Annotated in this window: 23 protein-coding genes; 5 read left to right on the top strand and 18 right to left on the bottom strand. The window is 65.2% G+C overall.

What is annotated here, in order from left to right; translation table 11 throughout:
• Window positions 1-32: 32 nt before the first annotated feature.
• Genes I3J27_RS37990 through soxX form a run of 5 tightly spaced genes read right to left on the bottom strand, consistent with a single transcriptional unit; the run spans window position 33 to window position 2,407 of the window.
• Window positions 33-338, bottom strand: coding sequence for a hypothetical protein (locus I3J27_RS37990; protein ID WP_270163919.1), 306 nt, complete (start codon window positions 336-338; stop codon window positions 33-35).
• Window positions 335-1,198, bottom strand: a complete 864-nt coding sequence (gene soxA / locus I3J27_RS37985) for a sulfur oxidation c-type cytochrome SoxA (protein WP_270163918.1) — start codon at window positions 1,196-1,198, stop codon at window positions 335-337. The genes I3J27_RS37990 and soxA overlap by 4 nt, the downstream gene beginning before the upstream one ends.
• The gene (soxZ, locus tag I3J27_RS37980; protein ID WP_270163917.1) at window positions 1,198-1,509 is read right to left on the bottom strand and encodes a thiosulfate oxidation carrier complex protein SoxZ; all 312 of its coding nucleotides are present in this window, start codon (window positions 1,507-1,509) and stop codon (window positions 1,198-1,200) included. The genes soxA and soxZ overlap by 1 nt, the downstream gene beginning before the upstream one ends.
• An 11-nt stretch (window positions 1,510-1,520) precedes the next feature.
• Entirely contained in the window at window positions 1,521-2,012 is a 492-nt protein-coding gene (soxY, locus tag I3J27_RS37975) for a thiosulfate oxidation carrier protein SoxY (protein ID WP_270163916.1), read from the bottom strand.
• Between the two features lie 38 nt (window positions 2,013-2,050).
• Complete coding sequence (gene soxX, locus I3J27_RS37970) at window positions 2,051-2,407, bottom strand: sulfur oxidation c-type cytochrome SoxX (RefSeq protein ID WP_270163914.1); 357 nt, start codon at window positions 2,405-2,407, stop codon at window positions 2,051-2,053.
• Between the two features lie 260 nt (window positions 2,408-2,667).
• Between soxX and I3J27_RS37965 the strand changes: the two genes are divergently transcribed.
• Complete coding sequence (locus tag I3J27_RS37965) at window positions 2,668-3,339, top strand: DUF938 domain-containing protein (RefSeq protein ID WP_270163913.1); 672 nt, start codon at window positions 2,668-2,670, stop codon at window positions 3,337-3,339.
• A 178-nt stretch (window positions 3,340-3,517) separates the two neighbouring features.
• On the opposite strand, the gene I3J27_RS37960 is transcribed toward I3J27_RS37965, so the two are convergent.
• Entirely contained in the window at window positions 3,518-5,587 is a 2,070-nt protein-coding gene (locus I3J27_RS37960) for a prolyl oligopeptidase family serine peptidase (RefSeq protein WP_270163912.1), read from the bottom strand.
• A gap of 197 nt (window positions 5,588-5,784) precedes the next feature.
• On the opposite strand from I3J27_RS37960, the gene I3J27_RS37955 reads away from it, so the two are divergent.
• Both I3J27_RS37955 and I3J27_RS37950 read left to right on the top strand, forming a co-directional pair.
• Window positions 5,785-7,032 carry an MFS transporter gene (locus I3J27_RS37955; protein ID WP_270163911.1) on the top strand — a complete coding sequence of 416 codons (1,248 nt, stop codon included), beginning with the start codon at window positions 5,785-5,787 and terminating at the stop codon, window positions 7,030-7,032.
• 196 nt (window positions 7,033-7,228) lie between these two features.
• Window positions 7,229-8,467 carry an MFS transporter gene (locus tag I3J27_RS37950; RefSeq protein WP_270163910.1) on the top strand — a complete coding sequence of 413 codons (1,239 nt, stop codon included), beginning with the start codon at window positions 7,229-7,231 and terminating at the stop codon, window positions 8,465-8,467.
• Window positions 8,468-8,558: 91 nt separating this feature from the next.
• Here I3J27_RS37950 and I3J27_RS37945 read toward each other — a convergent pair whose 3' ends face one another.
• The gene (locus I3J27_RS37945) at window positions 8,559-9,053 is read right to left on the bottom strand and encodes a VOC family protein (RefSeq protein WP_270163909.1); all 495 of its coding nucleotides are present in this window, start codon (window positions 9,051-9,053) and stop codon (window positions 8,559-8,561) included.
• A gap of 90 nt (window positions 9,054-9,143) precedes the next feature.
• Window positions 9,144-9,689: a carboxymuconolactone decarboxylase family protein gene (locus tag I3J27_RS37940; RefSeq protein ID WP_270163908.1), complete on the bottom strand. Its 546-nt coding sequence runs from the start codon at window positions 9,687-9,689 to the stop codon at window positions 9,144-9,146.
• Between the two features lie 138 nt (window positions 9,690-9,827).
• Between I3J27_RS37940 and I3J27_RS37935 the strand changes: the two genes are divergently transcribed.
• Both I3J27_RS37935 and I3J27_RS37930 read left to right on the top strand, forming a co-directional pair.
• Window positions 9,828-11,042, top strand: a complete 1,215-nt coding sequence (locus tag I3J27_RS37935; RefSeq protein WP_270163907.1) for an acyl-CoA dehydrogenase family protein — start codon at window positions 9,828-9,830, stop codon at window positions 11,040-11,042.
• A gap of 142 nt (window positions 11,043-11,184) precedes the next feature.
• A complete protein-coding gene (locus I3J27_RS37930) occupies window positions 11,185-12,324 on the top strand; it encodes an acyl-CoA dehydrogenase family protein (RefSeq protein ID WP_270163906.1) in 1,140 nt (379 codons plus the stop codon).
• Window positions 12,325-12,521: 197 nt separating this feature from the next.
• On the opposite strand, the gene I3J27_RS37925 is transcribed toward I3J27_RS37930, so the two are convergent.
• From I3J27_RS37925 to I3J27_RS37880, 10 genes are all read right to left on the bottom strand, one after another.
• Window positions 12,522-13,559, bottom strand: a complete 1,038-nt coding sequence (locus I3J27_RS37925) for an amino acid ABC transporter substrate-binding protein (RefSeq protein WP_270172986.1) — start codon at window positions 13,557-13,559, stop codon at window positions 12,522-12,524.
• 87 nt (window positions 13,560-13,646) lie between these two features.
• Window positions 13,647-14,240, bottom strand: a complete 594-nt coding sequence (locus I3J27_RS37920; protein ID WP_270163905.1) for a L,D-transpeptidase — start codon at window positions 14,238-14,240, stop codon at window positions 13,647-13,649.
• 364 nt (window positions 14,241-14,604) lie between these two features.
• Window positions 14,605-15,579 (bottom strand): hypothetical protein, encoded by a 975-nt coding sequence (locus I3J27_RS37915; RefSeq protein WP_270172985.1) that lies wholly within the window; start codon window positions 15,577-15,579, stop codon window positions 14,605-14,607.
• Window positions 15,580-15,661: 82 nt separating this feature from the next.
• Window positions 15,662-16,249, bottom strand: a complete 588-nt coding sequence (locus tag I3J27_RS37910) for a thioredoxin family protein (RefSeq protein ID WP_270163904.1) — start codon at window positions 16,247-16,249, stop codon at window positions 15,662-15,664.
• Between the two features lie 32 nt (window positions 16,250-16,281).
• Complete coding sequence (locus I3J27_RS37905) at window positions 16,282-16,980, bottom strand: cytochrome c biogenesis CcdA family protein (RefSeq protein ID WP_270163903.1); 699 nt, start codon at window positions 16,978-16,980, stop codon at window positions 16,282-16,284.
• 487 nt (window positions 16,981-17,467) lie between these two features.
• Window positions 17,468-18,079 (bottom strand): sigma-70 family RNA polymerase sigma factor, encoded by a 612-nt coding sequence (locus I3J27_RS37900; RefSeq protein ID WP_270163902.1) that lies wholly within the window; start codon window positions 18,077-18,079, stop codon window positions 17,468-17,470.
• 420 nt (window positions 18,080-18,499) lie between these two features.
• Window positions 18,500-19,234 (bottom strand): response regulator, encoded by a 735-nt coding sequence (locus I3J27_RS37895; RefSeq protein WP_270163901.1) that lies wholly within the window; start codon window positions 19,232-19,234, stop codon window positions 18,500-18,502.
• Window positions 19,235-19,269: 35 nt separating this feature from the next.
• Window positions 19,270-21,015, bottom strand: a complete 1,746-nt coding sequence (locus tag I3J27_RS37890; RefSeq protein ID WP_270163900.1) for an ATP-binding response regulator — start codon at window positions 21,013-21,015, stop codon at window positions 19,270-19,272.
• Complete coding sequence (locus I3J27_RS37885; RefSeq protein ID WP_270163899.1) at window positions 20,985-23,063, bottom strand: sensor histidine kinase; 2,079 nt, start codon at window positions 23,061-23,063, stop codon at window positions 20,985-20,987. Before I3J27_RS37885 ends, I3J27_RS37890 begins: the two co-directional genes overlap by 31 nt.
• A gap of 6 nt (window positions 23,064-23,069) precedes the next feature.
• A complete protein-coding gene (locus I3J27_RS37880; RefSeq protein WP_270163898.1) occupies window positions 23,070-24,065 on the bottom strand; it encodes a TRAP transporter substrate-binding protein in 996 nt (331 codons plus the stop codon).
• Window positions 24,066-24,149 lie beyond the last annotated feature (84 nt).

The raw sequence follows: 24,149 nt of genomic DNA, 5'->3' as shown, positions 1-24,149 counted from the left end.
ATGATCGCTCGGCTGTTCCAACACGGCTCAGTCTAGCGGATTTCCATCGCCTTCCAGGCTTCTTTTTCGGTCGTGGCCTGGACAATCGAGGCCTTCGCCAGCGCTTCGGCTTCCTTCGACGCCGCGACCGCGCGGTCGAAATCGCCGCCGTCGGCCGCCTTCTTCGCCGCCGCAAGCGCAGATACGGTCACGGTCCACTGGTTGCGCATGCCGGCTGCCTCCTTGGAGACGGCCTCCGCAGCAGCATAGGCCGCCTTGTAGTCCGCCTCATTTGCCGCGCGCGCCGCCGGCGCGAGGCTCATGGCGAGCAGCATGGCGAGGGGAAGTGACCGCTTCATGGCCGCGCTCCCGGGCCCGAAATCGGCAAGCCGTTGGCGACATAGGACAGGAAATATTCGACGTCGCGATATTCATCGGCCTGCGGCTCCAGCGGAACCGCGCGGGTCTGGCTGTTGCACGTGACGAAGCGGCGGCTGGTCGTGCCCATGCCGCTCCATTCGGAGCGGTAGATCGGCATCGCGTTCAGAATGCCGAGCGCCGGCGCCAGGATCTCGGCGCGGATGCGCTCGCCCGGGCTCTGCACGTGGCAGCTCGCGCAGGAGAAATTCATCTGGCCGCGGCGGGTGTAGAAATAGCGCTTGCCGTTCTCGAACGCCGCGAGCGCGCGGGGATCATCGGGAATCTTGATGTCCATCAGCTTGCCGCGCGAGGTGTAGGCCATGTATGCGGTGAGCGAGGCCATCTCGTCCTTGACGTAGGAATAGGGCACCTCGCCATTGGCCTCGCGGCAGCGGTTGAGCGCGAGCTCCAGCGTGACGACCTTGCCTTCCTTCTCGTCGAAGTAGGGATAGTTCTGGCGGATGCCGATGCCGCCGCTCGGGAAGCAATCGGCATAGGTCTTGCCGTTCTTGAACGGCGTCGCAAACATCTCCTTGCCGGCGTCGAGCGCGAACTCGTAGGGCGGGAATTCTTCCTTCTCCTGCCACTGCCGCTTCATGTCCGCGTTCATGGAATAGGGGCCGTTGACGAAGTCCTCGTGCTTCACATCAGGAAATTTCTGGAAGAAGAAGTTCTGGAACGCCTTGGCGTCGGCGACGGGATCGACCTTGTCCGCCGCGACCACGCGCGGCGAGGTGAGGGCGAACGCGACCAGCGCGGCACTGAGCGAGCCAAGCAGGAGGGCAGATCGGGCCTTCATCACGAAATCTTCGCGGTGGTCGTGTCCGATCCACCCTTGTTGTCGATCCAGGAGATCTTGAGGTCGTCGCCCTTCTTGGCGCCCTTGAAGCTGAACTTGACGTAGGGGTCCTTGGAGACCGCGGTGCCCCAATTGGCGACGAAGACGTCCTTGCCGTTACATTCGAACTTCAGCTCCTGGATGTAGTGCGCCGGGATCAGCTCGCCCTTGGAATCCTTGACGAGGCCGGTATCCATGGGGTGCTGGATCAGCGCCTGCACCTCGGTGATGTCGCCGTTGGATGTTGCGCGGACGCGAATGGTGGATGCCATCTCGGTTCTCCCTAGCCGCCGCAGCCGCCGACAGTGACCTTGACCTCTTTGGTCGCGCTGTAGAGCTTGCCGTCGGCCTCCACGATCGCGACCACCTTGCTGGTCTTGGCCATCTTCAGGCGGTTGGCGACGCTCGGGATCGTACCGTCGGATATCTTGTAGTTCGCGGCGAGCGCGCTCGGGTTCTCGGCGACGAAGAACGAGATCGAGATGACCTTGTCGAGCGTCGTCGTCACCGAGATCGGCACGACGCCGCCATTCTCGGCGATCTCGGGCGCGTCGAGCTTGACCTTGTCGGACGGCTCGGCGGTCTTGCCGTAGAGCGCCTTGATCGCGTCGGCCTCGCTCTTCTGCTTGAACGCCTCTTCCGGATATTTGTCGTTCGCGGCCGCGAGCGCGGAGGTTGCGCCGAACGGCAGATTGCCGAGGCCGAGCAGCGCGACGCTGGCTGTGCCCTGAAGGATCAGGCGCCGCGTCGGACGAGGGCCGGTGGTCGTGGTCATCTCAAATCTCCCGGACAGTCTCTTGGGCCTGCCTGAAGTCACAGGGTTTGCAGGAAATCAACGATCGCGCTGATCTCCTGTTCGGTCAAAATCCGGTTCCGGCCGAACGGCGGCATCATGGTCTGCGGATTGCGCTTGGTTTCGTCGAAGATGATCGCGACCAGCTCGCTGCGATCAGGGTATTTTGACTTGATGTCCTTCAGCTCCGGGCCGATCGTTCCGGGCAGGTCGCCACCCTTGATGACGTGGCAAGTCAAGCAATTGCCCTTGCCGCGGTCGAAGGCGAGCTTCTGGCCATCGGCCACGGCGGATTGCGCCCGCGCGGGGCTCGCGGCAAGGCCGGCCGCGATGGCCAGCAGGAGGAACAGGACGGGCGTCCGGGGAAAGGCGGTCAAGGCGTCATTCCGAGGCGTTATGCCGATGATCTCGTTTGCGGAAATATAGTGTTCCAAAGCACAAAGGGCATCGCCTGACAATCAAGACTATGCACGCGGCAAAATGGAGTTAATATCTTCCGCATTGCAACTAAAGAGATTATCTGTTCGGCCGATTTGGCCCCACGAATAAGATCAATGGGTGCGGGCCGGCTGTTTCGAGGGCGTTTGGGCGCTCCTTTCGTTTTCATCGTGTTCTCGTTTTTTCAAGGGGACCTCACTTGGCGGACTATGTCGTCGAATTCGGCAGGGATGGCGGACGGGTCGAGCCCGACGGACGGCTCGATGCGCCGGCATTCCATCGCAATCACGAGCCGCTCTGGGCGGCGCTGGAAAAGCACCTCGCAGGCCTGACCGGCCACGTGGTCGAGCTCGGCAGCGGAACCGGCCAGCACGTGGTCCATTTCGCCCGCAACACGCCCGGCCTGATCTGGTGGCCGAGCGACCTCAACCAGCGGCACCTGAGGAGCATCGAGGCCTGGCGGGTTCATTCGGGCCTTCCAAACATCCGCCCGCCCTTGCGGATCGATCTCACCGATCCCGACTGGTGCCCGGAGATGAAAAGCGGGCAGGGGCCGACGAGCCTTGCCGCCTTATTCTGCGCCAACGTCATCCACATCGCGCCCTGGGCCGTGGCCGAGGGCCTGTTCGCCGGCGCCGGCCGTTACCTGCGGGCCGACGGCAAGCTGTTCCTCTACGGCCCGTTCAAGCGCGACGGCAAGCACACCGCGCTCAGCAATGCGGTGTTCGACACCTCCTTGCGCGAAGGCAATCCGGAGTGGGGCGTGCGCGATATCAGCGATGTCGAGACCCTTGCACGGGGTGTGGGCCTTCGCCTCGTCGATACGATCGAGATGCCCGCGAACAATCTCACGCTGGTGTTCGCGCGCTAGCCGCAACGGCGGTGCGTTCCCTCCCTCGTTTGCGGGGGAGGGTCGGGGAGAGGGTGCTTCAGCAACGGGAAATCCCCAAGAGGAGAGAACCCTCACACGCGCCTTCGGCGCGACCTCTCCCGCAAGCGGGAGAGGTGTACCGCCCCGCTGGGCTCGCATTGGTCAAATCGAGAGGCGGTCACGCCTCGCCGTCCCGCCACCCGATCTTGTCTTTCAAGAACCGGAAGCCCAGCACCTCGAAGCCGGCGCGCTCCTTGTTGTCCTTGCCGTAGCCATGGCCGCCGGCTTCCGGTTCGTAGAACCAGGCCTCGTAGCCCATCGTCTGGAGCTTGGCCGCCATCTTGCGCGCATGGCCCGGATGGACGCGGTCGTCGCGCCGCGTGGTGGCGATCAGGATCGGCGGATAGGACTGGCCGGCTTTGACGTTGTGATAGGCGGAGTAGGTTTTCAGCCAGTCCCACTCTTCAGGTTTGTCAGGATCGCCATATTCCGCGATCCAGCTCGCACCCGCCAGCAGCTTGGTGTAGCGGCGCATGTCGATCAGCGGGATGGTGCAGAACAGCGCCCCGAATCGCTCAGGGTAGCGCACCAGCATGTTGGTGATGAGGATGCCGCCGTTCGAGCCGCCCTGCGCGGCGATGCGCTTTGCGCTGGTCACGCCGCGGCGGACGAGATCGGCGGCCACCGCCGCGAAATCGTCATGCGAGAGTTTCTTGCCGGCGAGCCGTCCGGCATCGTGCCAGCGCGTGCCGAACTCGCCGCCGCCGCGCAAATTGGCCTGCACGATGGTGCCGCCGCGCTCCAGCCACAGCTTGCCGAGCGAGGAATTGTAATACGGCTTCACCGCATGGGCGAAGCCGCCATAGGCGCTCATGTAGACCGGCGCATCGCCGGTCTCGTTCGCCGGGCCGGTCTGGACATAGGGAATGCGCTCGCCGTCGACAGAGATCGCCTCGTGCTGGCTCACCACGAGGCCGTCGGCGGTGAAAATCTTCGGCGCCTGCTTCAGCACGGTCGGGCTTGTGACACCGCGCTCGAGCAACAGCAGCGACGGCGGCGTCAGCGGATCCTGCACGTTGGCGAGCAGGTCGCCGTTGCTCTCGGACGGATGGCGATCGAGCGGCCAGACGTCGACGACGCCGATCTCAGGCAGGCCGGGAAGCGTCTCGCGGCTCCAGCTTGTGGTGGACGGCGTGCAGATCTCGAAGCGCGGTTTGAGCTCGTCGAGGATCGACAGCACCAGCTTTCCCGCAGCCCAGAACAGGCCTTGCAGCGCGCGCCGCGGCGCAGGCTCGAATAGCACCGCAAAATCGCGGCGGCCGGCGAGGAACGCCGAGAGCGAGATGCCGAGCACGGTGTCGGTGGCGTAGGTCCGCCCCTCGACCGTCCAGTCCTTGCGCAGCTTCATCGCGAACCAGTCGCCATGCGCTTGCAGCCAGATGCCGGTCGGCAGGTCGAGCTTCGTCGTGTGACCGGCCGCGTCGCGCAGCGAGATCGCGTGATTGAAGAAGTCGATCTGATCGACGATCCAAACTCGCGGCGCAGGTCCAGTGTCGTCGACGCCGCCATAGATCACCATGTGATCGGCGGTGGTCTCGGTGATCACTTCGGTCTGATCGACAGGCTGACCGCGCTGCCATACGCGAACGGTCCGCGCATAGCCGGAGCTCGTCGCCATGCCTTCGCCATGGGCGCTCGACAGCAGCAGCGTGTCGGCATCGAGCCAGTCGACGCCGCCCTTGGCTTCCGGCAGCGTGAAGCCGTCGGCAACGAAGCTCTTGGTGTCGAGGTCGAACTCCCGCAACGTCACGGCATCGCTGCCGCCGCGCGACAGGCTCAGGATCGCTCGCGAGGTCCCTCGTAGCGAGGTGATCGAGCTCAGCAGCCAGTCCTCACCCTCGCTCGCCGCGAGTTGGTCGATATCCAGCATGATCTCCCACGCCGGATCGGCCTTGCGAAACTCCGCCAGTGTGGTCCGCCGCCACAGGCCGCGCGGGTTGGTGGCGTCCTTCCACAGGTTGTGCAGGTCATCTCCGCGCCGGCTGACATAGGGAATGTTGTCGGGACGATCGTAGATCGCGGCGAGGATGTCGCGGTCGCGCTCATAGGCCTTGCCCCCGAACGCTTGAAGCGTCAGTTGATTCTGCCGCGCGACGAAATCGAGCGCCTGCTTGCCCTCGATCTCCTCCAGCCACAGCCAGGGATCGTCGTCGGGAGCGCTGAGCGTAGGCCGGTCGTCGACGGACATGAACGAAACTCCTGAGAACGCGGCGGATAGGATTTGATCGAACGCAAGCCGTCAAGGGCGCGTTCCGGTATCATTGGCGTGATTGCGTCAGGGGCATGGCCCGCGCCCGTTTGCGCCGGTTGCCCGTGTTCCCGCGCCCCTCCATAGTGCCGGGAATCAACACAGCCCCTTGAAAGCCCCTTGGGGCGGAAATGCCGATGTTAGACGTGACGACAGCCAATGAGATCGCCGCCGACGCCCGCGTGCGTGCCAATGTGGTGCGCCTTGCCGCCGCGCAAGCGCTGACCGGTGCCAACTCGGCCGTGATCTTCGCCACCGGCGCCATCGTCGGCGCCACGCTTGCGCCCGACATGTCGTTCGCGACGGTGCCGATCTCGATGTATGTGGTGGGGCTCGCCGCCGGCACCTTGCCGACCGGAGCGATCTCGCGCCGTTTCGGCCGCCGCGCCGCCTTCGTCATCGGCACCGGCCTCGGCACGCTCACCGGCCTGCTCGGCTCGTTCGCGATCCTGCGCGGCTCGTTCGCGCTGTTCTGCCTTGCGACCTTCCTCGGCGGCCTCTATGGCGCGGTGGCGCAGTCCTATCGCTTCGCCGCCGCCGACGGTGCCAGCGCGGCCTATCGGCCCAAGGCCGTGTCCTGGGTGATGGCGGGCGGCGTGTTCGCCGGAGTGCTCGGTCCGCAGCTCGTGCAATGGACCATGGACGTCTGGTCGCCCTATCTGTTCGCCTTCAGTTTCCTGGTGCAGGCCGCGGTCGCCCTGGTTGCGATGGGCATCGTCGCCGGCGTCGACATGCCAAAACCCGCGCCGGCCGATCTGCATGGCGGCCGGCCGCTGCTCGACATCGTGACCCAGCCGCGCTTCATCGCGGCGGCGCTGTGCGGCGTGATCTCCTATCCCATGATGAATCTGGTGATGACCTCGGCGCCGCTCGCCATGAAGATGTGCGGCCTGTCCGTGTCCGATTCCAATTTCGGCATTCAATGGCACATCGTCGCCATGTACGGGCCGAGCTTCTTCACGGGTGCGCTGATCGCGCGTTTCGGCGCACCCAAGATCGTCGCCGCCGGCCTGCTGCTGGAGGCGGCCGCCGCCGGCATCGGTCTGTCCGGTCTCACCGCGATGCACTTCTGGGCCACGCTGATCGTGCTCGGTGTCGGCTGGAATTTCTCCTTCATCGGCGCCTCCGCGCTGGTGCTGGAGACGCACCGGCCGCAGGAGCGCAACAAGGTGCAGGCCTTCAACGATTTCCTCGTGTTCGGCATGATGGCGATCGGCTCGTTCTCCTCCGGCCAGCTGCTTGCCAATTACGGCTGGTCCGCCGTGAACCTGGTGGTGTTCCCGCCGGTGGTGCTTGGCCTTGCCGTGCTCTCGCTGGCGTCCTGGGCCCGCCGCCGCAAGGCGCGGCCGGACGCGGCGATGGGCGAGTTCCCGGATGCGATCTAGTGCACGATCCCGAAAAGTGTGTAGCGGTTTTCCGGAAAGATCATGCTCAACACAAGTTGGCAGGAGGCTGTCAGCAACGTTGATACTTCGATCCCGGTCGAAGTGATTTTCGGAAGCAGAATTGTTACATGATGCTCGTCATGAACAGGCGAGCGTGAAGCACAGCGCTCGCGGGGGAAACCAAGGACAAGCGCAAATGCTCGACAATCCCCGCCCCACCGCACCAATCGACGAATCTTCGCTCGGCTACGAAGGCTGGCGCATCGTCGCGGTTTGCTTCCTGCTCGCCACTTTCGGCTGGGGTCTCGGCTTCTACGGGCAGAGCGTCTATGTCGCCGAGCTGCAGCGCGCGCGGGGCTGGCCAGCATCGCTGATCTCCTCCGGCACCACGTTCTTCTATCTGTTCGGCGCGCTGCTCGTCGTCTTCGTCGGCGAAGCCGTGCGAAAATATGGTCCGCGGCTCAGCCTGATCGCCGGCACGCTGGCGATGTCGGCCGCCGCGGTCGCGATCGGCGCGGTGCGCGAGCCCTGGCAGCTTTATCTCGCGGACGCTGTGCTCGCCTTCGGCTGGGCCGGCACCAGCCTCGCCATGATCACCAACACGATCAGCCTGTGGTTCGACCAGAAGCGCGGCATGGCGATCAGCCTCGCGCTGAACGGCGCGAGCTTCGGCGGCATCGTCGGCGTGCCGCTGCTGGTGACGCTGATCGGCCATATCGGCTTTGCCAGCGCGATGTACGCCGCCGCCGGTGCCATGCTGGTGCTGCTGCTGCCGGTGATCCTCATCCTCGTGGGACGGCCGCCCGATCTTCACGGCTGGCAGACGACAGCGAAGGCGAAGCCGCAATCATCGACGCAGATCCGTGCCTGGGCGTTGCGCGATGTCGGCTTCCTCACGGTGACGATTGCGTTTGCGCTGGTGCTGTTCGCCCAGGTCGGCTTCATCGTGCACCTGATCTCGTTCCTCGATCCCGTGATCGGGCGCGAGCGTGCCGCCGTCGCGGTTGCGGTGCTGACGGCGATGGCGGTGATCGGCCGCGTGCTGTTCTCGCTGGTGATCGACCGGCTCAACCAGCGGCTGGCCTCCGCGCTGTCGTTCCTGAGTCAGGCGGCGGCATTGTGCGTCGTCATCAACCTGCACAATGACTATGTGCTGATCGCAGCCTGCGCGGTGTTCGGCTTCTCTGTCGGCAATCTCATCACGCTGCCGTCGCTGATCGTGCAGCAGGAATTCGACTCCGCCGCGTTTGGCGTGCTGATCAGCCTCAACACCGCGATCAACCAGGTGACTTATGCGTTCGGCCCCGGTGTCGTCGGCTTTCTGCGCGATTGGTCCGGCGGATACACACTGCCGTTCTATCTCTGCATCGCGCTGGAGGTGGTGGCGGCGGCGCTGATCATGGTGCGGGGGACGCCCCGGGCGAAGCTCTCGTAGGGCGGGCAAAGGCGCACCGCGCCGTGCCCACGAATTCTCAATGAGTCACCAAGAGTTGGTGGGCACGCTTCGCTTTGCCCATCCTACGGCATCACGACTCGCGTTGCCGTAGCAAGTCCTCCACGTCCAGCCGCTTCGTGAACATCGAAAGCTTCCCGTCCGGTCCGAACGGCCATTGCTCTTTCGGCTTGTCCCAATACAGCTCCACGCCGTTCTGGTCGGGATCACGCAGATACAGCGCTTCGGACACGCCGTGGTCGCTGGCGCCGTCCAGCGCGATGCCGGCCGTGAGCACGCGGTGCAGCGCGTCCGCCAGCGCCGGGCGCGTCGGATAGAGGATCGCGGTGTGAAACAGCCCGGTCGTGCCCGGCGGCGGCGGCGAGCCGCCCTTGCTTTCCCAGGTGTTGAGCCCGATGTGGTGATGGTAGCCGCCGGCCGAGATGAAGGCCGCGCCCGAGCCCATGCGCTGCATCAGCTCGAAGCCGAGCACGCCGCAATAAAAGCCCAGCGCGCGATCGAGATCGGCGACCTTGAGGTGAACGTGGCCGATCCTGGTGCCGGCGGCGACGGCTTGGTTTTCCGACATGGTGGTGCTCCGTTGATGAACTCCACATAGGCGCGGCCTCGGGACAGCGCCATTGGCCTATCCCGAAACCCAGCGTTTCCGGATGCGCAACTATGCCAGCTCCGACACCTCGCCCTCCGGCAGCCCGAATTCAAAGGTGTTCAGCGTCATCGACACCAGCGTGTAATAGCCGCACAGCCCGATCACCTCGACGACGCCGCGCTCGCCGAGCAGCTTCACGGCCTCGTCGTAGAGGCCCTTCTCGACGCCGTGGCCCTCATGCAGCGACTTCGCGACGTCGTAGATCATCCTGCCCTTGGGATCGTCGAACTCGGGCGTGCGGCGGTCGCGGATCGCGTCGATGATCTTCGGGTCCATGCCGCCGGCAAGCGCGAGGCGCTTGTGCGCGAACCATTCGTAATGCGCGGTCCAGTGCCGCGCCGTCACCAGGATCGCGATCTCCGAAAGCTTGGCGGGGAAGATCGTGTCGAAGCGCAGCACTTCGCCGAGCCGCGTGGCGTGACGGGCCATCTCGGGGCTGCCCAGCCAGGCCATCATCGGCGCCGGCGGCTTGCCGCGCTTGCCGGCAATCGATTCGTCATAGGTCTGCCGCTGGCTCTCGTTCATTTCGCCAGGCGAAAGAAGCTTCAGGCGCATTGTCGTTTCCTCTTTGTTTTCAGGCACCGCCGTCGCGGTGACTATAGCCGAGCGCGGCCTGCGGAAGTGGTTGAATTCCACGGGGCGATGGCCCAGAGTCGCCGGCAATAAATCGATCTTGATTGATGGAAACGACCAATGGCTGACGCTAAGATAAGCGATTCTGAGACCGCCGATCTCGAACAATTCCGCAACGAGACGCGCGCCTGGCTGGACGCGAACTGCCCGCCCGAGATGCGCAAGCCCGTGACGTCTGACACCGACGTGTTCTGGGGCGGACGCAACGCAAAGTTCTCGTCGGAGCCGCAGCGCGTCTGGTTCGAGCGCATGCGCGACAAGGGCTGGACCGTGCCGGATTGGCCGAGGGTATATGGCGGCGGGGGCCTCAGCGCCGCCGAGCACAAGGTGCTGCGCGCCGAAATGGCCAGGATGGGCGCGCGTCCGCCGCTGTCGAGCTTCGGCATCTGGATGCTCGGGCCGGCGCTGCTGAAATACGGCAACGAGGCCCAGAAGAAGGAGCATCTGCCGAAGATCGCGGCCGGCGAGATCCGCTGGTGCCAGGGCTATTCCGAGCCGAACGCCGGCTCCGATCTCGCCTCGCTCCAGACCCGCGCCGAGAGCGACGGCGACGATTTCGTCATCACCGGCCAGAAGATCTGGACATCCTACGCCAATTACGCCGACTGGATCTTTTGCCTGGTCCGCACCGATCCCGCCGCCAAGAAGCACGACGGCATCAGCTTCATCCTGTTCGATATGGCCTCGAAGGGCGTCTCGACCAAGCCGATCCTCTTGATCTCGGGCTACTCGCCGTTCTGCGAAACTTTCTTCGACGGCGTCCGTGTGCCGACGTCGCATGTGGTCGGCACCGTCAACCGCGGCTGGGACGTCGCAAAATATCTGCTCCAGCACGAGCGCGCGATGATCTCGGGCATGGGCGAGCGCGGCGTCGGCCGTCCGCTCGGCCAGATCGCGGCCGACTCCGTCGGCACGGATGGGCAAGGCAAGCTGGACGATTCCATGCTGCGCGGGAAGATCGCGACCTTCGACGTCGATGAGGCCGCGCTCGCGGCCTGCGCCGAGCGCGCGGTCGATCTCGCCAAGGCCGGCCAGGCGCACCCGGCGTTCTCGTCGGCGATGAAATATTACGGCACCGAGCTCAACAAGCGCCGATACGAGATCCTGATGTCGGCCGGCGGCCTCGACGCGCTGGAATGGGAGAGCGAACGCTCGAAGCAGGGCGCGCGTCCGCGCGCCTGGCTGCGCACCAAGGCCAACTCGATCGAGGGCGGCACGAGCGAGGTCATGCTCGGCATCGTCGCCAAGCGCATTTTGGATTTGCCCGGGGCCTAGGTACAGTCCTCATCCTGAGGAGCGGCCGCAAGGCCGCGTCTCGAAGGATGGCCACAGCCTCATGGTTCGAGACGGCGCCACGCGCCTCCTCACCATGAGGTTCACCACCGAATTCAATCGACAGTCCTTTCCGGAGCCCGTCATGGCCCTCGTCCTCACCGAAGAACAATCGATGCTCCGCGACAGTGCGCGCGGGCTGATCAGCGACAAGGCGCCGGTGTCGCATCTGCGCCATTTGCGCGACAGCAAGGATCCCACCGGCTTCTCCAAGGAGTTTTGGCATTCCTTCGCCGAGATGGGCTTTGCCGGCCTGCTGGTGCCGGAGGAGTTCGGCGGCTCCGGTCTCGGCTTCATGGAAGCCGGCATCATCATGGAAGAGATCGGCCGCACCTTGATGCCGTCGCCGTTCCTCGCCACCAGCGTGGTCGCGGCCTCGGCGCTGAACCGCGGCGGCAATGCCACGCAGAAGTCGGAGTTCTTGCCGAAGATCGCGAGCGGCTCGCTGCTCGCGACGCTTGCGATCGACGAGGGCGCCAAGCACCGCCCGCTCCAGACCAGCTTGCAGGCCGTGCGCGCCGGCAACGGTTTCAAGCTTTCCGGCGCCAAGGCCCTGGTGGTCGACGGCCATGTCGCCGACCTCCTGATCGTCGCCGCGCGCACCGCAGGCGCCGCCGGTGAGCGCGAGGGCCTGACGCTGTTCCTGGTCAACCCCGCGGCCAAGGGCGTTGCGATCGAGCGCACCATCATGGTCGATGCGCACAATGCGGCGCGGATCGAGCTTGCCAATGTCGAGGTCACAGCCGACAGCGTGCTCGGCGAGGTCGATCAAGGCGCCACGCTGCTCGACGGCGTGCTCGATATCGGTCGCGGTGCAGTCGCCGCCGAGATGGTCGGCTTGAGCGACGAGGTGTTCAACCGCACCGTCGAATATCTGAAGAACAGAAAACAGTTCGGCAAGCTGATCGGCGAATTCCAGGCGCTCCAGCACCGCGCCGCCGAGCTCTATGTCGACATCGAGATCACCCGCGCCGCCACCATGAAGGCGCTTCAGGCGCTGGATGCTGATGTCGCCAAGGCCGCCTCAGCCGTTGCGGTCGCCAAGGCGCGCGCCGGCACCACCGCGACGCGCGCGGTGCAGGAGGGCGTGCAGATGCATGGCGGCATGGGCATGACCGACCAGTTCGACATCGGCTTCTTCATGAAGCGCGCGAGGGTGTGCGAGGAATTGTTCGGGGATGCGAACTACCACACCGAGCAGCTGGCGAAGGCGCGGGGGTATTGAGCCGACGTTGGGGCGGGGACGCGCCTCATAGCCGGTGTCGTCGCCCGGCTTGAGACCGGGCGACCCAGTACGCCGCGGCTTCTCGATTGACTACAACCGCCTCTGGAATACTGGATCGCCCGCTTTCGCGGGCGATGACAGCGGAGTGAGTGGCGGGCGCATGCCTCAAGCTCGCAATGACGGCGGAGAGACCGCCGTCACCGCATCGGCGGTGCGTACTGCACGCCGCCCGCGTTCCACAGCTGGTTCATGCCGCGCGGGATCTTCAGCTTCGACTTCTCGCCGATGTTGCGCTCGTACATCTCGCCGTAATTGCCGACGTTGCGGATGATGCGGACGACCCAGTCCTTGGTGAGGCCGAGCTGCTCGCCGTAATTGCCCTCGGTGCCGACGAGGCGCATCACTTCCGGCTTCTTCGACTTCAGGGCCTCGTCGATGTTCTCCGAGGTGACGCCGAGCTCCTCGGCGTTGATCATGGCGTAGAGCGTCCACTTCACGATCATCATCCAGTCGTCGTCGCGCTGGCGCACGACGGGAGCGAGCGGCTCCTTGGAGATCATGTCCGGCAGGATCATGTGGTCGCCGGGCTTCGACAGGTTCAGCCTGAGCGCGTAGAGCTGGGAGACGTCGGCGGAGAGCGTGTCGCACTTGCCGGTGTCGTAGGCCTTCACCACGTCGTCCAGCTTGTCGAACTTCACCTCTTCATACTTCATGTTGTTGGCTTTGAAGTAGTCGGCGACGTTGAGCAGCGTGGTGGTGCCGGCCTGCACGCAGACCTTGCTGCCGGTCAGGTCCAGCGAGGTCTCCTTGTTGCGCGAGCGCGGCAGCATGAAGCCTGCGCCGTCGTAATAGGCGACCGCGGGGAAATAGAGGTCGTAATCGAGCTCGCGCGCCATGCTCCAGGTCGAGTTGCGCGAGAGGATGTCGACCTTCCGGCTCTGCAATTCCTTGAAGCGCTCGCCGGCGTCGAGCGGAACGAACTTCGCCTTGCCCGGATCGTTGAAGATCGCCGACGCGACAGCGCGGCAGAAATCGACGTCGAAGCCGGTCCAGTTGCCCTTGTCGTCCGGAATCGAGAAGCCCGGCAGGCCCTTGTTGACGCCGCACAGCACTTCGCCGCGGCGCACGGTGCGCTTCAGAGTGCGGGTGTCGTAGAATTCGTAGATGATGGCCAGGACGGCGACCAGCACGGCGACCGCGAGCCCGATCAGCAGGCCGCCTCGGAATGTGCGCATCATGTTGCTCTCTCGAAAAATCGGGAAAAGGAATTCGGACGGAGGCGGGCGAGCATGATCGGTGCGACCATGCTCGAACGTTAGGTCTTACAGCTCGGGCTTCTGCCGGATGACGACCTTGGTGCCGACAGGGACGCGATCGTAGAGATCGGCGACGTCATTGTTGACCAGACGGAAGCAGCCCGAGGACACCTTGGTGCCGATCGTATCGGGACGGTTGGTGCCGTGGATGCGGTAGACGGTGGTGCCGAGATACATGGCGCGGGCCCCTAACGGGTTGCCGGGGCCGCCGGCCATGAAGCGCGGCAGATAGGGCTGGCGCTGGATCATCTCCGGCGGCGGCGTCCAGTCCGGCCACTCCTTCTTGTTGGTGATGTTCACCAGCCCCTGCCACTGGAAGCCGTCGCGGCCGACGCCGATGCCGTAGCGGATCGCCCGCCCGCCCGGCTGCACCAGATAGAGGTGCCGCTCGGCGGTCGAGATGATGATGGTGCCCGGCGTTTCGGTGGTGCGGAAGTAGACCACCTGCTTCTGCCATTCCGGCTCGAGCTGGTAGGCGTCGTCGGCGACCAGGCCGGGCTCGTCGCCGCGGTCGGGCTGCTGGGCGAAGGCCTGGGGCACCGACAGGATCAGGCCGATCGCAGCCACACACATCCCCGTCAGGCGACGAAAATCCGTCATTTCAAGCTCTCCCCGCTGCCACAGCGCAAATCATTCAAAGCCATCAAATCTCAGGGGCATGTTCATGGCAAGTTGATGGCGCGCTCGGCTGGTATGTCACGAGAATGCCTATGGTTTTTTGACGAGTCCGGGCAATGCCACAAACAGGGGATGGCGCGAAAAGCAGTGATGGTGGCGTCTGGCTCGATGCGCTCCCTCCCCCGCTTGCGGGGGAGGGTTGGGGAGAGGGGTGTTTCCGCAATGGGACTCCCGATGCGGAGCGAGCTCTCACCCGCGCCTTCGATCTGAGCCTCTCCCGCAAGCGGGAGAGGCTCAGATCGAACTCGCGGAAAGATCAACTTCGGCAATGGGCACTGGTTGCCGGCTAGATCTTGTTGCTCTCCGCCGCGATCCCGAGCCGCCGGACGATCTCCGTCCCGACCGCACGGGCCTCGACCCGTGAGCCGATGCGGGGGCTGCGAAATCGTCGCCCGGACCGCAACCGGATCGTGACGATGCAGTGCTCGTCCTCGGAGCGGCCGCGACGGTCGACCGTGATCGTCCTGACGTCGTGACCCTCGATATGGTCTGCGCGCGGCGTGCCGTCGCCCCACAGGCGTTCGACGCGGATATCGCCCTCGCGGATGATCCAGAACGCGCCGGTCACGAGATTGGCGTATCGATGCACGGCGAACGCTGCAATCACGCCAAGCGGCAGCAGCAGGATATCGACATGCGTGGGCGGCCATCCGCGCCAGAGCTTGGTGGCGTAGGGCACGGCGGACAACGCGACGGCGATCAGCGACACGATCCTGATGTCCCGCGTCGAAAACGCCTCGAGCGGCTCGCCGAGATGCATCTCGGGATTGCTGGCATCGAGCGGATTGACCGGTTCCTCGACATTGGGGACATCGAACTGCGTGGCGATCCGGGCCACCGTGTCACGAACATGGGTGACGTCGGAGATCGGCGGGGACGTCAGGCGCTCCCCCGAGGCCAGCGTGAAGACGAGTTGGAAGCGCGCTTTCACTCTTTTGCTACCGGGAACCTGCAATCCCGCGATGTCGTCTTTCGCGACGATCCGCGTGCGGAGCTTGCCGAACGGACTTTGCCGCCCGATCAGGATCTCGTTCGGCGTGATGATCCACACCACCGCCGGCGCCAGCATGATGCCGACGACGAACCCGGCGCCCACGAGCAGTGCGACCACCGAGATGATGATTTCCAGCGTGTCGTGCGTGAACAGGCCCGGCGTGAAGCACAGCGCCACGGCCGCCGCAAAGGCGGACATGACCAGCCGCTGCGCGATCGAAGAGCCTTCGCGAAGGCGAATGTCGGTGCTGGTGGTCGCGTCGTCCATTGCGGGCGGCTGATTCCGGTGCTCGCGAAACTCCACGGACGGGTCCGTGGAGTCAAGCAGCATCGGACGCTCCGCCGCAGCTTCAGCTGCTGACATTCAGCAGCTTTGCCACCGTGCGGTCGATCTCGCCATAGCTTCCCTCGCCCTCGTGCTGGAACACGATCTTGCCGGTCTGGTCGATGATGTATTGCGCCGGCCAGTACCGGTTGCTGTAGGCGTTCCAGGTCTTCGAATCGTTATCCTGCGCGACCGGATAGGTGATGCCGTGGCGCTTCAGTGCGGCCTGCACGTTCGAGACCGAGCGCTCGAACGGGAATTCCGGCGTGTGCACGCCGACCACGACGAGGCCCTTGTCCTTGTACTTGGCGTAGAGGTCGGTGACGTGCGGCAGCGTGTTGACGCAGTTGACGCAGCCATAGGTCCAGAAATCGACCAGCACGACCTTGCCGCGGAGGTCGGCCATGTTCAGCGGCTTCGAGTTGAACCAGTTGTTGATGCCGGCGAAGTCGGGCGCGGTCCGCTGGCTTGCGGCAGCGACCTGGATCGGCACCGCGGGCGCGGTGGCGACCGGCGTTGCGCGCGCGGCCTCGTCGCAGATGCCGGGGATGACGGCGCCTGTCACGGCGATGCCGATCAGGGCGGCGGAGACGGCGAGCAGCTTGAGAGTCATGGAAAACGTCCTCCGGTTGAGATGCGAGATAGTCACAGGCCGATCTGGCCGGTGGGATAGAAGCCGGTGAGCCACGCCACGATCAGCGTGTCGTATTGGAAATAGGCGGCGACCGCGAAAGCGATCACGACGACACCAAAGCCCTGCTGCAGCCGCGGCGAGATGCGGGCGAGGCTGCGCACGCGCGTGGTCGCGGCCTGGCCGCCATAGGCGATCGCCAGCATCGGGATCGCCGAGCCGATGGCGTAGGCGACGAGCAGCGTGCCGGCCCAGGCGGCGTTCTTCTGGGTTGCGACGAGCGTCAGGATCGAGCCCAGCACCGGACCGGCGCAGGGCGTCCAGACCAAGCCCAGCGTAGTGCCGAGCACGAGCCCGCCGAGCGCGCCCTCGCGCTGCACGGCGCTGGAATTGCCGAGATCGAGCCAGCCATTGAGCCGGATCGACAGCCATTCGAACGGCGCCGGCCACAGCATCAGCAGGCCGAAGCCGAGCAGGAGGATCGAGGCGGCCTCGCGCAGCACATTCGGATCGAAGTCGAACAGCCGCGTGATGGCGCCGAGCAGCAGCGCGGTCGCCGAGAACGAGACGACGAAGCCGAGCGCGATCATCGCAGGCCGCAAATGACCCGCACGGCCGATCGAGGCGCCGAGCAGGATCGGCAGCATCGGCAGCGTGCACGGCGCGGCGATGGTGAGGACACCGGCGAGGACGGCGAAGAGAAGTTCGAGCATCGGGGCACTCGTGAGGGAGGTCACGAGGGCAGTTCGGAATGGAGGCGGCGGACGTTACGCGTCGTCACGCGCTCGTGACGGGTGGCGTCAGCCGCGAAGGCGGTGCGCTCCCTCTCCCGCTTGCGGGAGAGGGTTGGGGAGAGGGTGTCCCCGCATCGGGACACTCCCCAAGAGGAAAGAACCCTCACCCGCCGCACTCTGCGAGTGCGTCGGCCTCTCCCGCATGCGGGAGAGGCTGGAGCCTGCGGTGAGCGCCGTCCGCCCCATTTCCACGGTTCCCCCCAAAATAAAAACAACCCGGCGAGGGGGCATCTCGCCGGGTCGTTGGAGGTCTTGGGAGGTTTAACGAAAACCGTATGTAGCTTTATAGGAGGGAAGTTTTTCCGCCTGATGTTGTGCTTTGTTTCAATTGTTTCGTCGGCGGTAACACTTCCGTGTCCGGGGACAGGGCCCAAGGTTAGGCCCTATCCAATTGAAATTACTGGATTTACGCGGCGAAGCGCTCGACGCCGGCGCCTTTAAGCAACTCGGCCAATTGCTTGCGGGCGTAGAACATCCGGGTCTTCACCGTGCTCTGGGGGATGCCGATGATCTGGCCGACCTCCTCCACCGACTTCTCGTGGTAGTAGACGAGGGTGATGATCTCGCGATGGGCCGGTGACAGCTTCTGCACGCAGGCGCGCAGGATGGCGCTGGTGTCGCTGCGGTCGAGCGAGGTCTCCGGCGTGTCGCAATCGTCGGGAATCTGGCGCACGTCCTCCTGGTCGATGTCCTCGAAACGACGCTGGCGCATCGCGGTCAGGGCCTTGAAGCGGGCGATCGAGAGCAGCCAGGTCGAGACCTGCGAGCGGCCCTGGAACTGGCCGGCGGTCCGCCACACGTCCAGAAACACCTGGCTGACGAGGTCTTCCGCCGTGGTGGCATCGCGCACGATGCGCAGGATGAAACGATAAACCCGCACATTGTGCCTGCAATAGAGGATGTGCATCGACGTCCGGTTGCCGTCGGCAATGCTTTCGAGAAGCATATCGTCCGAGGTCGCCTGAGCGGCAATGATGCTCTGGCTGGCTTGGGCGTTGATGGCGATGACGTTCCGCATTGACCTGGCTCCCCGTAGCGCCGCAACCGAGCGGCGTTTCCTTGGACCAAAGTGTTAATGAGCCAACGTTTCGGGACGTCTGCACGAAAAGGGGAAAATGGTTTCGTGCGCCGCCAAATTGTTTCGTCGAATGGGGGGCGACGAAACATTCGGGGCAAAAAGTCCCGGAATTTCAATGTACGGAAAATACGGGGGTGGAGGTTTGGGGCCGGACGGAAGCGCCGGGAACGTATTTCGGGGGATTGCGTTCGGTCGCACGGCACCTACCGCCGTCGTCCCGGGGCGCGCGTAGCCTGGACGGCGGTCTCGCAGGGTGGGCAAAGGCGCAAAGCGCCGTGCCCACGAACCAAGTATTGAGAGAACGTGGGCACGCTGCGCTTTGCCCACCCTACGGCACTACTACGGCACTGCCGCCCGCCCCTAGGCCTTCTCGCCCGCCGGCGAGAACAGATAGCCGCCGCCGCGGATGGTGCGGATCACGGCCGGCTTGGCCGGATCGGGCTCGATCTTGCGGCGGATGCGCATGATGCGGAGGTCGACGGCGCGGTCGAAGGCCTCGGCGTCGCGCGCATTGGCCAATTCCAGCAGACGCTCGCGCGACAGCACGCGCTTCGGATTGGCCGCGAACACTTTCAGCAGCCCGAACTCGGACGCGGTCAGCGGATGCTCGTTGCCCTCGTCGTCGCGCAGGGCCTGGGCTTCGAGATCGAGCCACTTCGTCCCGAACCGTACCAGCTGGTCCTTGTCCGATTTCGCCGCCGCCTCCGGCGCCGCCGCCTTGGCCGGCGCGCTCCGCCGCAGCACCGAGCGGATACGCGCCATCAATTCGCGCAGCTCGCAGGGCTTTGCCACGTAATCGTCGGCGCCGAGCTCCAGGCCGACGACGCGGTCGATCGGGCTCGCGGTGGCCGTGAGCATGATCACAGGCACGTTGATGCGACTCTTGAGGTCGCGGATGATCGAGAGGCCGTCTTCCTCGGGCATGTTGAGGTCGAGCACGACGAGGTCGGGCATGCTGCCGTCGATCGCGGCGCGCAGCGACTTGCCACCGTCGCACAGCGTCACGGTGAAGCCGTGCATCTTGAGGTAATCGCCGACCATCTCCCGGGCCGGGGCCTCGTCGTCGACGATCATGATGTGCTGGCTTTGGGTCATGTCACTTCGGAATCTTGCAGATATCGGTGCTCAAATCACGGCAGTTCTGTCGCGGGCAGGGTGATGGTGAAGGTCGAGCCCTTGCCGGGGCCCTCGCTCTCCGCCGTCACCTCGCCGCCATGCATGTCGATAATACGCTTGACGATGGACAACCCAAGCCCCGTCGAGCTCTCGCCCGCGGTCGGTTTGGCCGACAGCCGCTGGAACCGGCCGAACAGGCGGCCGAGGTCCTCCGGCGACAGGCCGGCGCCCTCGTCGCTGACGCGGACGATGGTTTCGCCGCCCTCGTGGGCCACGGCCACGCCGATCTTGCCGCCGATCGGGGAGTATTTGATGGCGTTGCTGATGAGGTTGTCGATCGCCTCGCGGATGCGGTCGGTGTCGCACATGGTGACGATGTTCGCCGGCGCGGTCACGCTGATCGCCTGCTGCTTGTTGACGGCGAGCGGCTGGTTGGCCTCGGCGACCTCCTTGACCAGGGCGGCGACGTCGACCGGCTCGCGGCGGATGGTGATGTCGAAGGCATCGGCCATCGCGTCCGAGATCAGATGGTCGACCATCGTGGTCAGGCGCTTGGTGGCGTCGCGGATGTGGTCGACCTGGGCGACCACGCCGCTTTCCGAGGCGCCGGTCGAGATCAGCTCCTTCAGCATCTCGGTGCGGCCGAGGATGACGCCGAGCGGGTTCTTCAGATCATGGGCGACGGTGCCCAGGATCTCGTTCTTGAAGCCGTTGGCGCGCTGCAACCGCAGCCATTGTGCGGAGAGGCGGCGGTTGGCCTGCATCAGCGCGCGGGTGCGCTGGGCGACGCGGTCTTCGAGCTGCGTGTTGGCGTCCTGGAGCTGCTGATAGAGGATGACGTTGTCGAACGCGATCGAGAGCCTTGAGGAGAAGATCTCGACCAGCGAGCGGTCGGTCTCGGACAGCTCGCGCTCGGCCTGGAGCAGCACCACGACCTCGCGGCCGGAGCCGGTGCGCAAGTAAATCACGCTGCGATGGTCGGCGAACTCGTTCTTGCGGCCCTGGAAGGCGGCCTCCACCATCGCGCGCAGATCGGGGTCGAGCGCCTTCGACGAGGTCGTGCCGATGAAGCGGCTGTAGCAGCCGCTGCCGGCGAGCACGGACAGTTCGGGGTCGATGCCGCCATTATCGCGCAAGACCAGTATACCGGCGCAATCGACATTGAGCAGCGAGGCGAGCTGGGTCAGCACGCCCTCGGCGAGCCGCTGCATCGACTTGAAGTCGTACAGCGTCGATGCCGCGTCGATGATGATCTCGAGCCCGCGCCTTGTCTGCAACATGCGCTCGAGCTGCTGATAGGAGCGCAGCGCCGCGGTCAGCGAGGTAAACAGCTTGTCGGCGGTGAGCTCGGTCTTGGCCTTGTAGTCGTTGATGTCGTACTGCACGATCACGCGCCGCTCGGGCGCCTGGCCGGGCTGCCCGGTGCGCAGGATGATACGTACGGTCTCGTTCTTGAGCTCGTTGCGGATGAACTCGACCAGCTCGAGGCCCGCGACATCCGTCTCCATGATGACGTCGAGCAGCACGGCGGCGATGTCGTTGTGCGCGGCCATCAGCTTGCGACCTTCGGCCGCGGAATGGGCGGAGAGGATCTCGAGGCCCTGGCCGTTGAGGCTGTAGTCCGAGAGCGCAAAACGCGTGCCGTCATGCACGGCCGGATCGTCGTCGATGACGGCGATCTTCCATTTTCGGGCGTTCTGGTCCTCCGGCGCGGTACCGGTATCGTCGATCAGGTGGAGGACATCGTCCTGTTCGGCCATTGAGAAGTCCCGTCAATCTCTGTGCTTTGCGCGCCGCCCCTGGCGAGGCGGGGCATGATAATCCGAAAAGTAGTGCCTTGTCCCAGCTTGGATTCCAGCATCATGCGTCCGCCGAGCTGCTGGGTGACGAGGTTATAGACGATATGCAGCCCAAGTCCCGTACCACCTTCATTGCGCCGGGTGGTAAAGAATGGGTCAAAGGCTTGGCGCTGCACGTCGGGGGTCATGCCGGCCCCGTCATCGGCAAAGATGATCTCGATGTCCTCGGCCCCGCGCGGCCGGGCCGAGACCGTGATGGTGCCGGCGCGCCCGTCGGCGAAGGCGTGGTTGGCGGCGTTGAGGAACAGATTGGTCAGGATCTGGCCGTAGGAGCCGGGATAGCCGTCCAGCAGCAACCCCTCGGGCACGTCGACCTTAAGTGTGATCGGCGAGCGTTTCAGCACGGGCCTGAGGCTTGCAACGATCTGGTCGGTGGCTTCGCTGAGTGAGAACTGCCGGCGCTCGGCATGGGAGCGGTCGACCGCGACCTGCTTGAACGACTGGATCAGCTCGCCGGCGCGCTGGAGGTTGGCGACGAGCTGCTGCGCGGCATCGCGCGAGGACTGCACGAACTCTTCCAGCTGCGAGCGGCGCAAGCCCCCGTCGCCCCTAAGCTGGGCCTCGAAAATCTCGGTGCGCCGGGCAAAACTCGAGGCAACGGTGAGGCTGATGCCGATCGGGTTGTTGACCTCGTGCGCGACGCCGGCGACGAGGCCGCCGAGGGCTGCGAGCCGCTCGGCGTCGATCAAATTCTGCTGCGCGGTGTTGAGCTCGAGCAGTGCGCTCTCGGCCTTCTCCTTGGACGCGCGCAACTCGTCCTCGGTCTGGCGCTTCGCGATCGCGTTCTCGCGGAACACCTCGACGGCGCGCGCCATGGCGCCGACCTCGTCGCGCGCCTTCGTGCCCTGCACCTCGCGGCCGAGATCGCCGAGCGTGATCGCGCGCATCGCCGTCATGATCTGCTGAAGCGGCAGCCGGATCGACAGCGCAATCAGCACGCCGGCGGCGAGGATGATGCCGAGGAAGATCATCGCAATCGACAGCACCCGCCGCGAGATGTCGGCCAGCGTGCGATCGAAGGTCTCCTGCGCCTTCTGCTCGCGCCGGCGCATCTTGATGGAGAGGTCGTCGATGGCACCGATCGCCTCGGCCTGGCTGGCGTCGATGGTGTTGCGCAGCAATTCGGTCCGGCTCGTGAGCTGCTCGGAGAGCTTTGCAAAGCCCTCGCGCAACGCCATGGTGCGGGCTCCGAGCCGTTGCAGCGCCATGCGCTGCAGATCGTTGTCGGCGAGATCGATCATCACCGGAATGGTCTTCTCGATCGTCTCGGTGTTGCGGCGTGCATCGTCGGCCGCGCCTGTCGACAGCGACAGATAGTAGGAATTGGCTGCGACCAGCATCGCGGTGAAGGCCTCGCGGGATTTTCCGAGCGAGGGCCAGATCAGCGCGTCGCGATGGCCGGTGGCGCCTTCGATGATGGAATAGAGGCCGGCCATGTCCCTGGCCGGGCCCTGCACCTGCTCCTCATAGGTCTTGGCGATGGTCGCCTGCACCGTGCGCAGCTCGCCGAAGCCGTTGAGGAAGCGGTCGGTGGTGCGCTCCAGCTCCTCGACCGACCCTGACAGCATCGGGTCCTTGGCGGCGCGGTCGGTCAGCGTGCCCAGCACCGCCTCGCGCAGCAGCAGGATCTCGGCGAACAGGTCCGGGCTCGGCTGGTTGATGTAGCGGTGGATCAGGTTCTGGAGCCGCCCGGTCTCGCTTTCGAGCAACGCCAGGATCCGGTCGGACTCGCGCACCTGGCGGACGTCGTCCCAGGCCGAGCCCAGCACCTGCGCGCCGTTCCAGATCATCCCCACCAGCACCACGACCACGGCGGAATTCAGCGCCGCGATCGACAGGATGCGCCAGCGGATCGGCACCGCGCGCAGCACGCCGACCAGACGCGCGCGCAGCCGCCCGATCGGACCGGGCGGCCTGTCTGCGTGCTCGCTGTGTCCGGTCGCGATCACGAAGCCTCACTCCACCTTGCGAATGCGTTCGATCAGCGCGGCCGCGGCGGGATCGCGCCCCGCCTTGCTGTAGACCGCGGCCATCGCGTCCTCGAACGGCTTGCGGTCGATGTCCCTGACGATGGTGACGCCCGCCTCGATCGCCTTGCGCTGCGACTGCTCCTCGAGGTCGCGCCATTTCTCGCGCATGAACCGGCTGGAGCGGGCCGCGGCCTCCCTGAAGAGGGTCTGGTCGTCGGCTGAGAGGCTTTTCCAGGCCTTCAGCGAGATCACCAGCACTTCGGGGCTCATCGTGTGCTCGGTGAGTGTGTAGTGGCCGGCATGTTTGTAATGGTCCGTGGTCACGAAGGACGGCCAGTTGTTTTCGGCGCCGTCGATCAGATGGTTGGTGAGTCCGGTGAGCACCTGCCCGTAGGGCAGCTCGACCGGTTCGGCGCCGAGCGAGCGGATCATCTGGCTCATCAACTCCGATTGTTGCACCCGGATCCGCAATCCCCTGAGGTCCGCGATACTCCTGACCGGACGGACGACGTTGTAGATCGACCGCGCTCCGGAATCGTAGAAGGCGAGCCCGACGAAGCCGTAGGGCTCGAAACTGCCCAGGATTTCGTTGCCGATCGGCCCGTCCAGCACCTTCTGCATGTGCTCGATGGACCGGAACAGGAACGGCATCGCCAGCACGTTCATCGCCGGAACGAAATTGCCGATCAGCGCCACATTGGTCCGGTTGAGATCGATCGCGCCGGCCCGGGTCTGCTCGATGGTCTCCTTCTCCTCGCCGAGCTGGCGGGAGTGGAACACCTTGACCTCGTGGCGGCCGCCGCTGCGCTCAGCGATCAGGGCGCCCATGTAGCGCAGCGCCTGGACGGTCGGATAGTCCTCGCTCTGGGTGTCGGCGGCGCGGAATTCGCGCGCAGCAGCGCCCGTCGCGCAGATCGCGAGCAGAAGCGCAACGAAGATCACCCCGGTCCGCGAGAGTTCGGCACGGTTCAGCACTGGCACACTCAACCCCTCAGTGGTGGAGTCTATGGCGGAGCCAAAAGGTTCAACGCAATCTAGCAGATGGTCGGGGGAAGGCCATCCCGC

Origin of the sequence: Bradyrhizobium xenonodulans (assembly GCF_027594865.1) — a bacterium.
Classification (GTDB): Bacteria; Pseudomonadota; Alphaproteobacteria; order Rhizobiales; family Xanthobacteraceae; genus Bradyrhizobium; species Bradyrhizobium xenonodulans.
This window is presented reverse-complemented; position numbering and strand designations above follow the sequence as displayed.

Excerpts from the sequence above, each read along its gene's own strand:
- I3J27_RS37990 (WP_270163919.1), bottom strand. The coding sequence starts at position 338 with ATGAAGCGGTCACTTCCCCTCGCCATGCTGCTCGCCATGAGCCTCGCG.
- soxA (WP_270163918.1), bottom strand. The coding sequence starts at position 1,198 with ATGAAGGCCCGATCTGCCCTCCTGCTTGGCTCGCTCAGTGCCGCGCTG.
- soxZ (WP_270163917.1), bottom strand. The coding sequence starts at position 1,509 with ATGGCATCCACCATTCGCGTCCGCGCAACATCCAACGGCGACATCACC.
- soxY (WP_270163916.1), bottom strand. The coding sequence starts at position 2,012 with ATGACCACGACCACCGGCCCTCGTCCGACGCGGCGCCTGATCCTTCAG.
- I3J27_RS37960 (WP_270163912.1), bottom strand. The coding sequence starts at position 5,587 with ATGTCCGTCGACGACCGGCCTACGCTCAGCGCTCCCGACGACGATCCC.
- I3J27_RS37955 (WP_270163911.1), top strand. The coding sequence starts at position 5,785 with ATGTTAGACGTGACGACAGCCAATGAGATCGCCGCCGACGCCCGCGTG.
- I3J27_RS37950 (WP_270163910.1), top strand. The coding sequence starts at position 7,229 with ATGCTCGACAATCCCCGCCCCACCGCACCAATCGACGAATCTTCGCTC.
- I3J27_RS37945 (WP_270163909.1), bottom strand. The coding sequence starts at position 9,053 with ATGTCGGAAAACCAAGCCGTCGCCGCCGGCACCAGGATCGGCCACGTT.
- I3J27_RS37940 (WP_270163908.1), bottom strand. The coding sequence starts at position 9,689 with ATGCGCCTGAAGCTTCTTTCGCCTGGCGAAATGAACGAGAGCCAGCGG.
- I3J27_RS37935 (WP_270163907.1), top strand. The coding sequence starts at position 9,828 with ATGGCTGACGCTAAGATAAGCGATTCTGAGACCGCCGATCTCGAACAA.
- I3J27_RS37930 (WP_270163906.1), top strand. The coding sequence starts at position 11,185 with ATGGCCCTCGTCCTCACCGAAGAACAATCGATGCTCCGCGACAGTGCG.
- I3J27_RS37925 (WP_270172986.1), bottom strand. The coding sequence starts at position 13,559 with ATGCGCACATTCCGAGGCGGCCTGCTGATCGGGCTCGCGGTCGCCGTG.
- I3J27_RS37920 (WP_270163905.1), bottom strand. The coding sequence starts at position 14,240 with ATGACGGATTTTCGTCGCCTGACGGGGATGTGTGTGGCTGCGATCGGC.
- I3J27_RS37915 (WP_270172985.1), bottom strand. The coding sequence starts at position 15,579 with ATGGACGACGCGACCACCAGCACCGACATTCGCCTTCGCGAAGGCTCT.
- I3J27_RS37910 (WP_270163904.1), bottom strand. The coding sequence starts at position 16,249 with ATGACTCTCAAGCTGCTCGCCGTCTCCGCCGCCCTGATCGGCATCGCC.
- I3J27_RS37905 (WP_270163903.1), bottom strand. The coding sequence starts at position 16,980 with ATGCTCGAACTTCTCTTCGCCGTCCTCGCCGGTGTCCTCACCATCGCC.
- I3J27_RS37900 (WP_270163902.1), bottom strand. The coding sequence starts at position 18,079 with ATGCGGAACGTCATCGCCATCAACGCCCAAGCCAGCCAGAGCATCATT.
- I3J27_RS37895 (WP_270163901.1), bottom strand. The coding sequence starts at position 19,234 with ATGACCCAAAGCCAGCACATCATGATCGTCGACGACGAGGCCCCGGCC.
- I3J27_RS37890 (WP_270163900.1), bottom strand. The coding sequence starts at position 21,015 with ATGGCCGAACAGGACGATGTCCTCCACCTGATCGACGATACCGGTACC.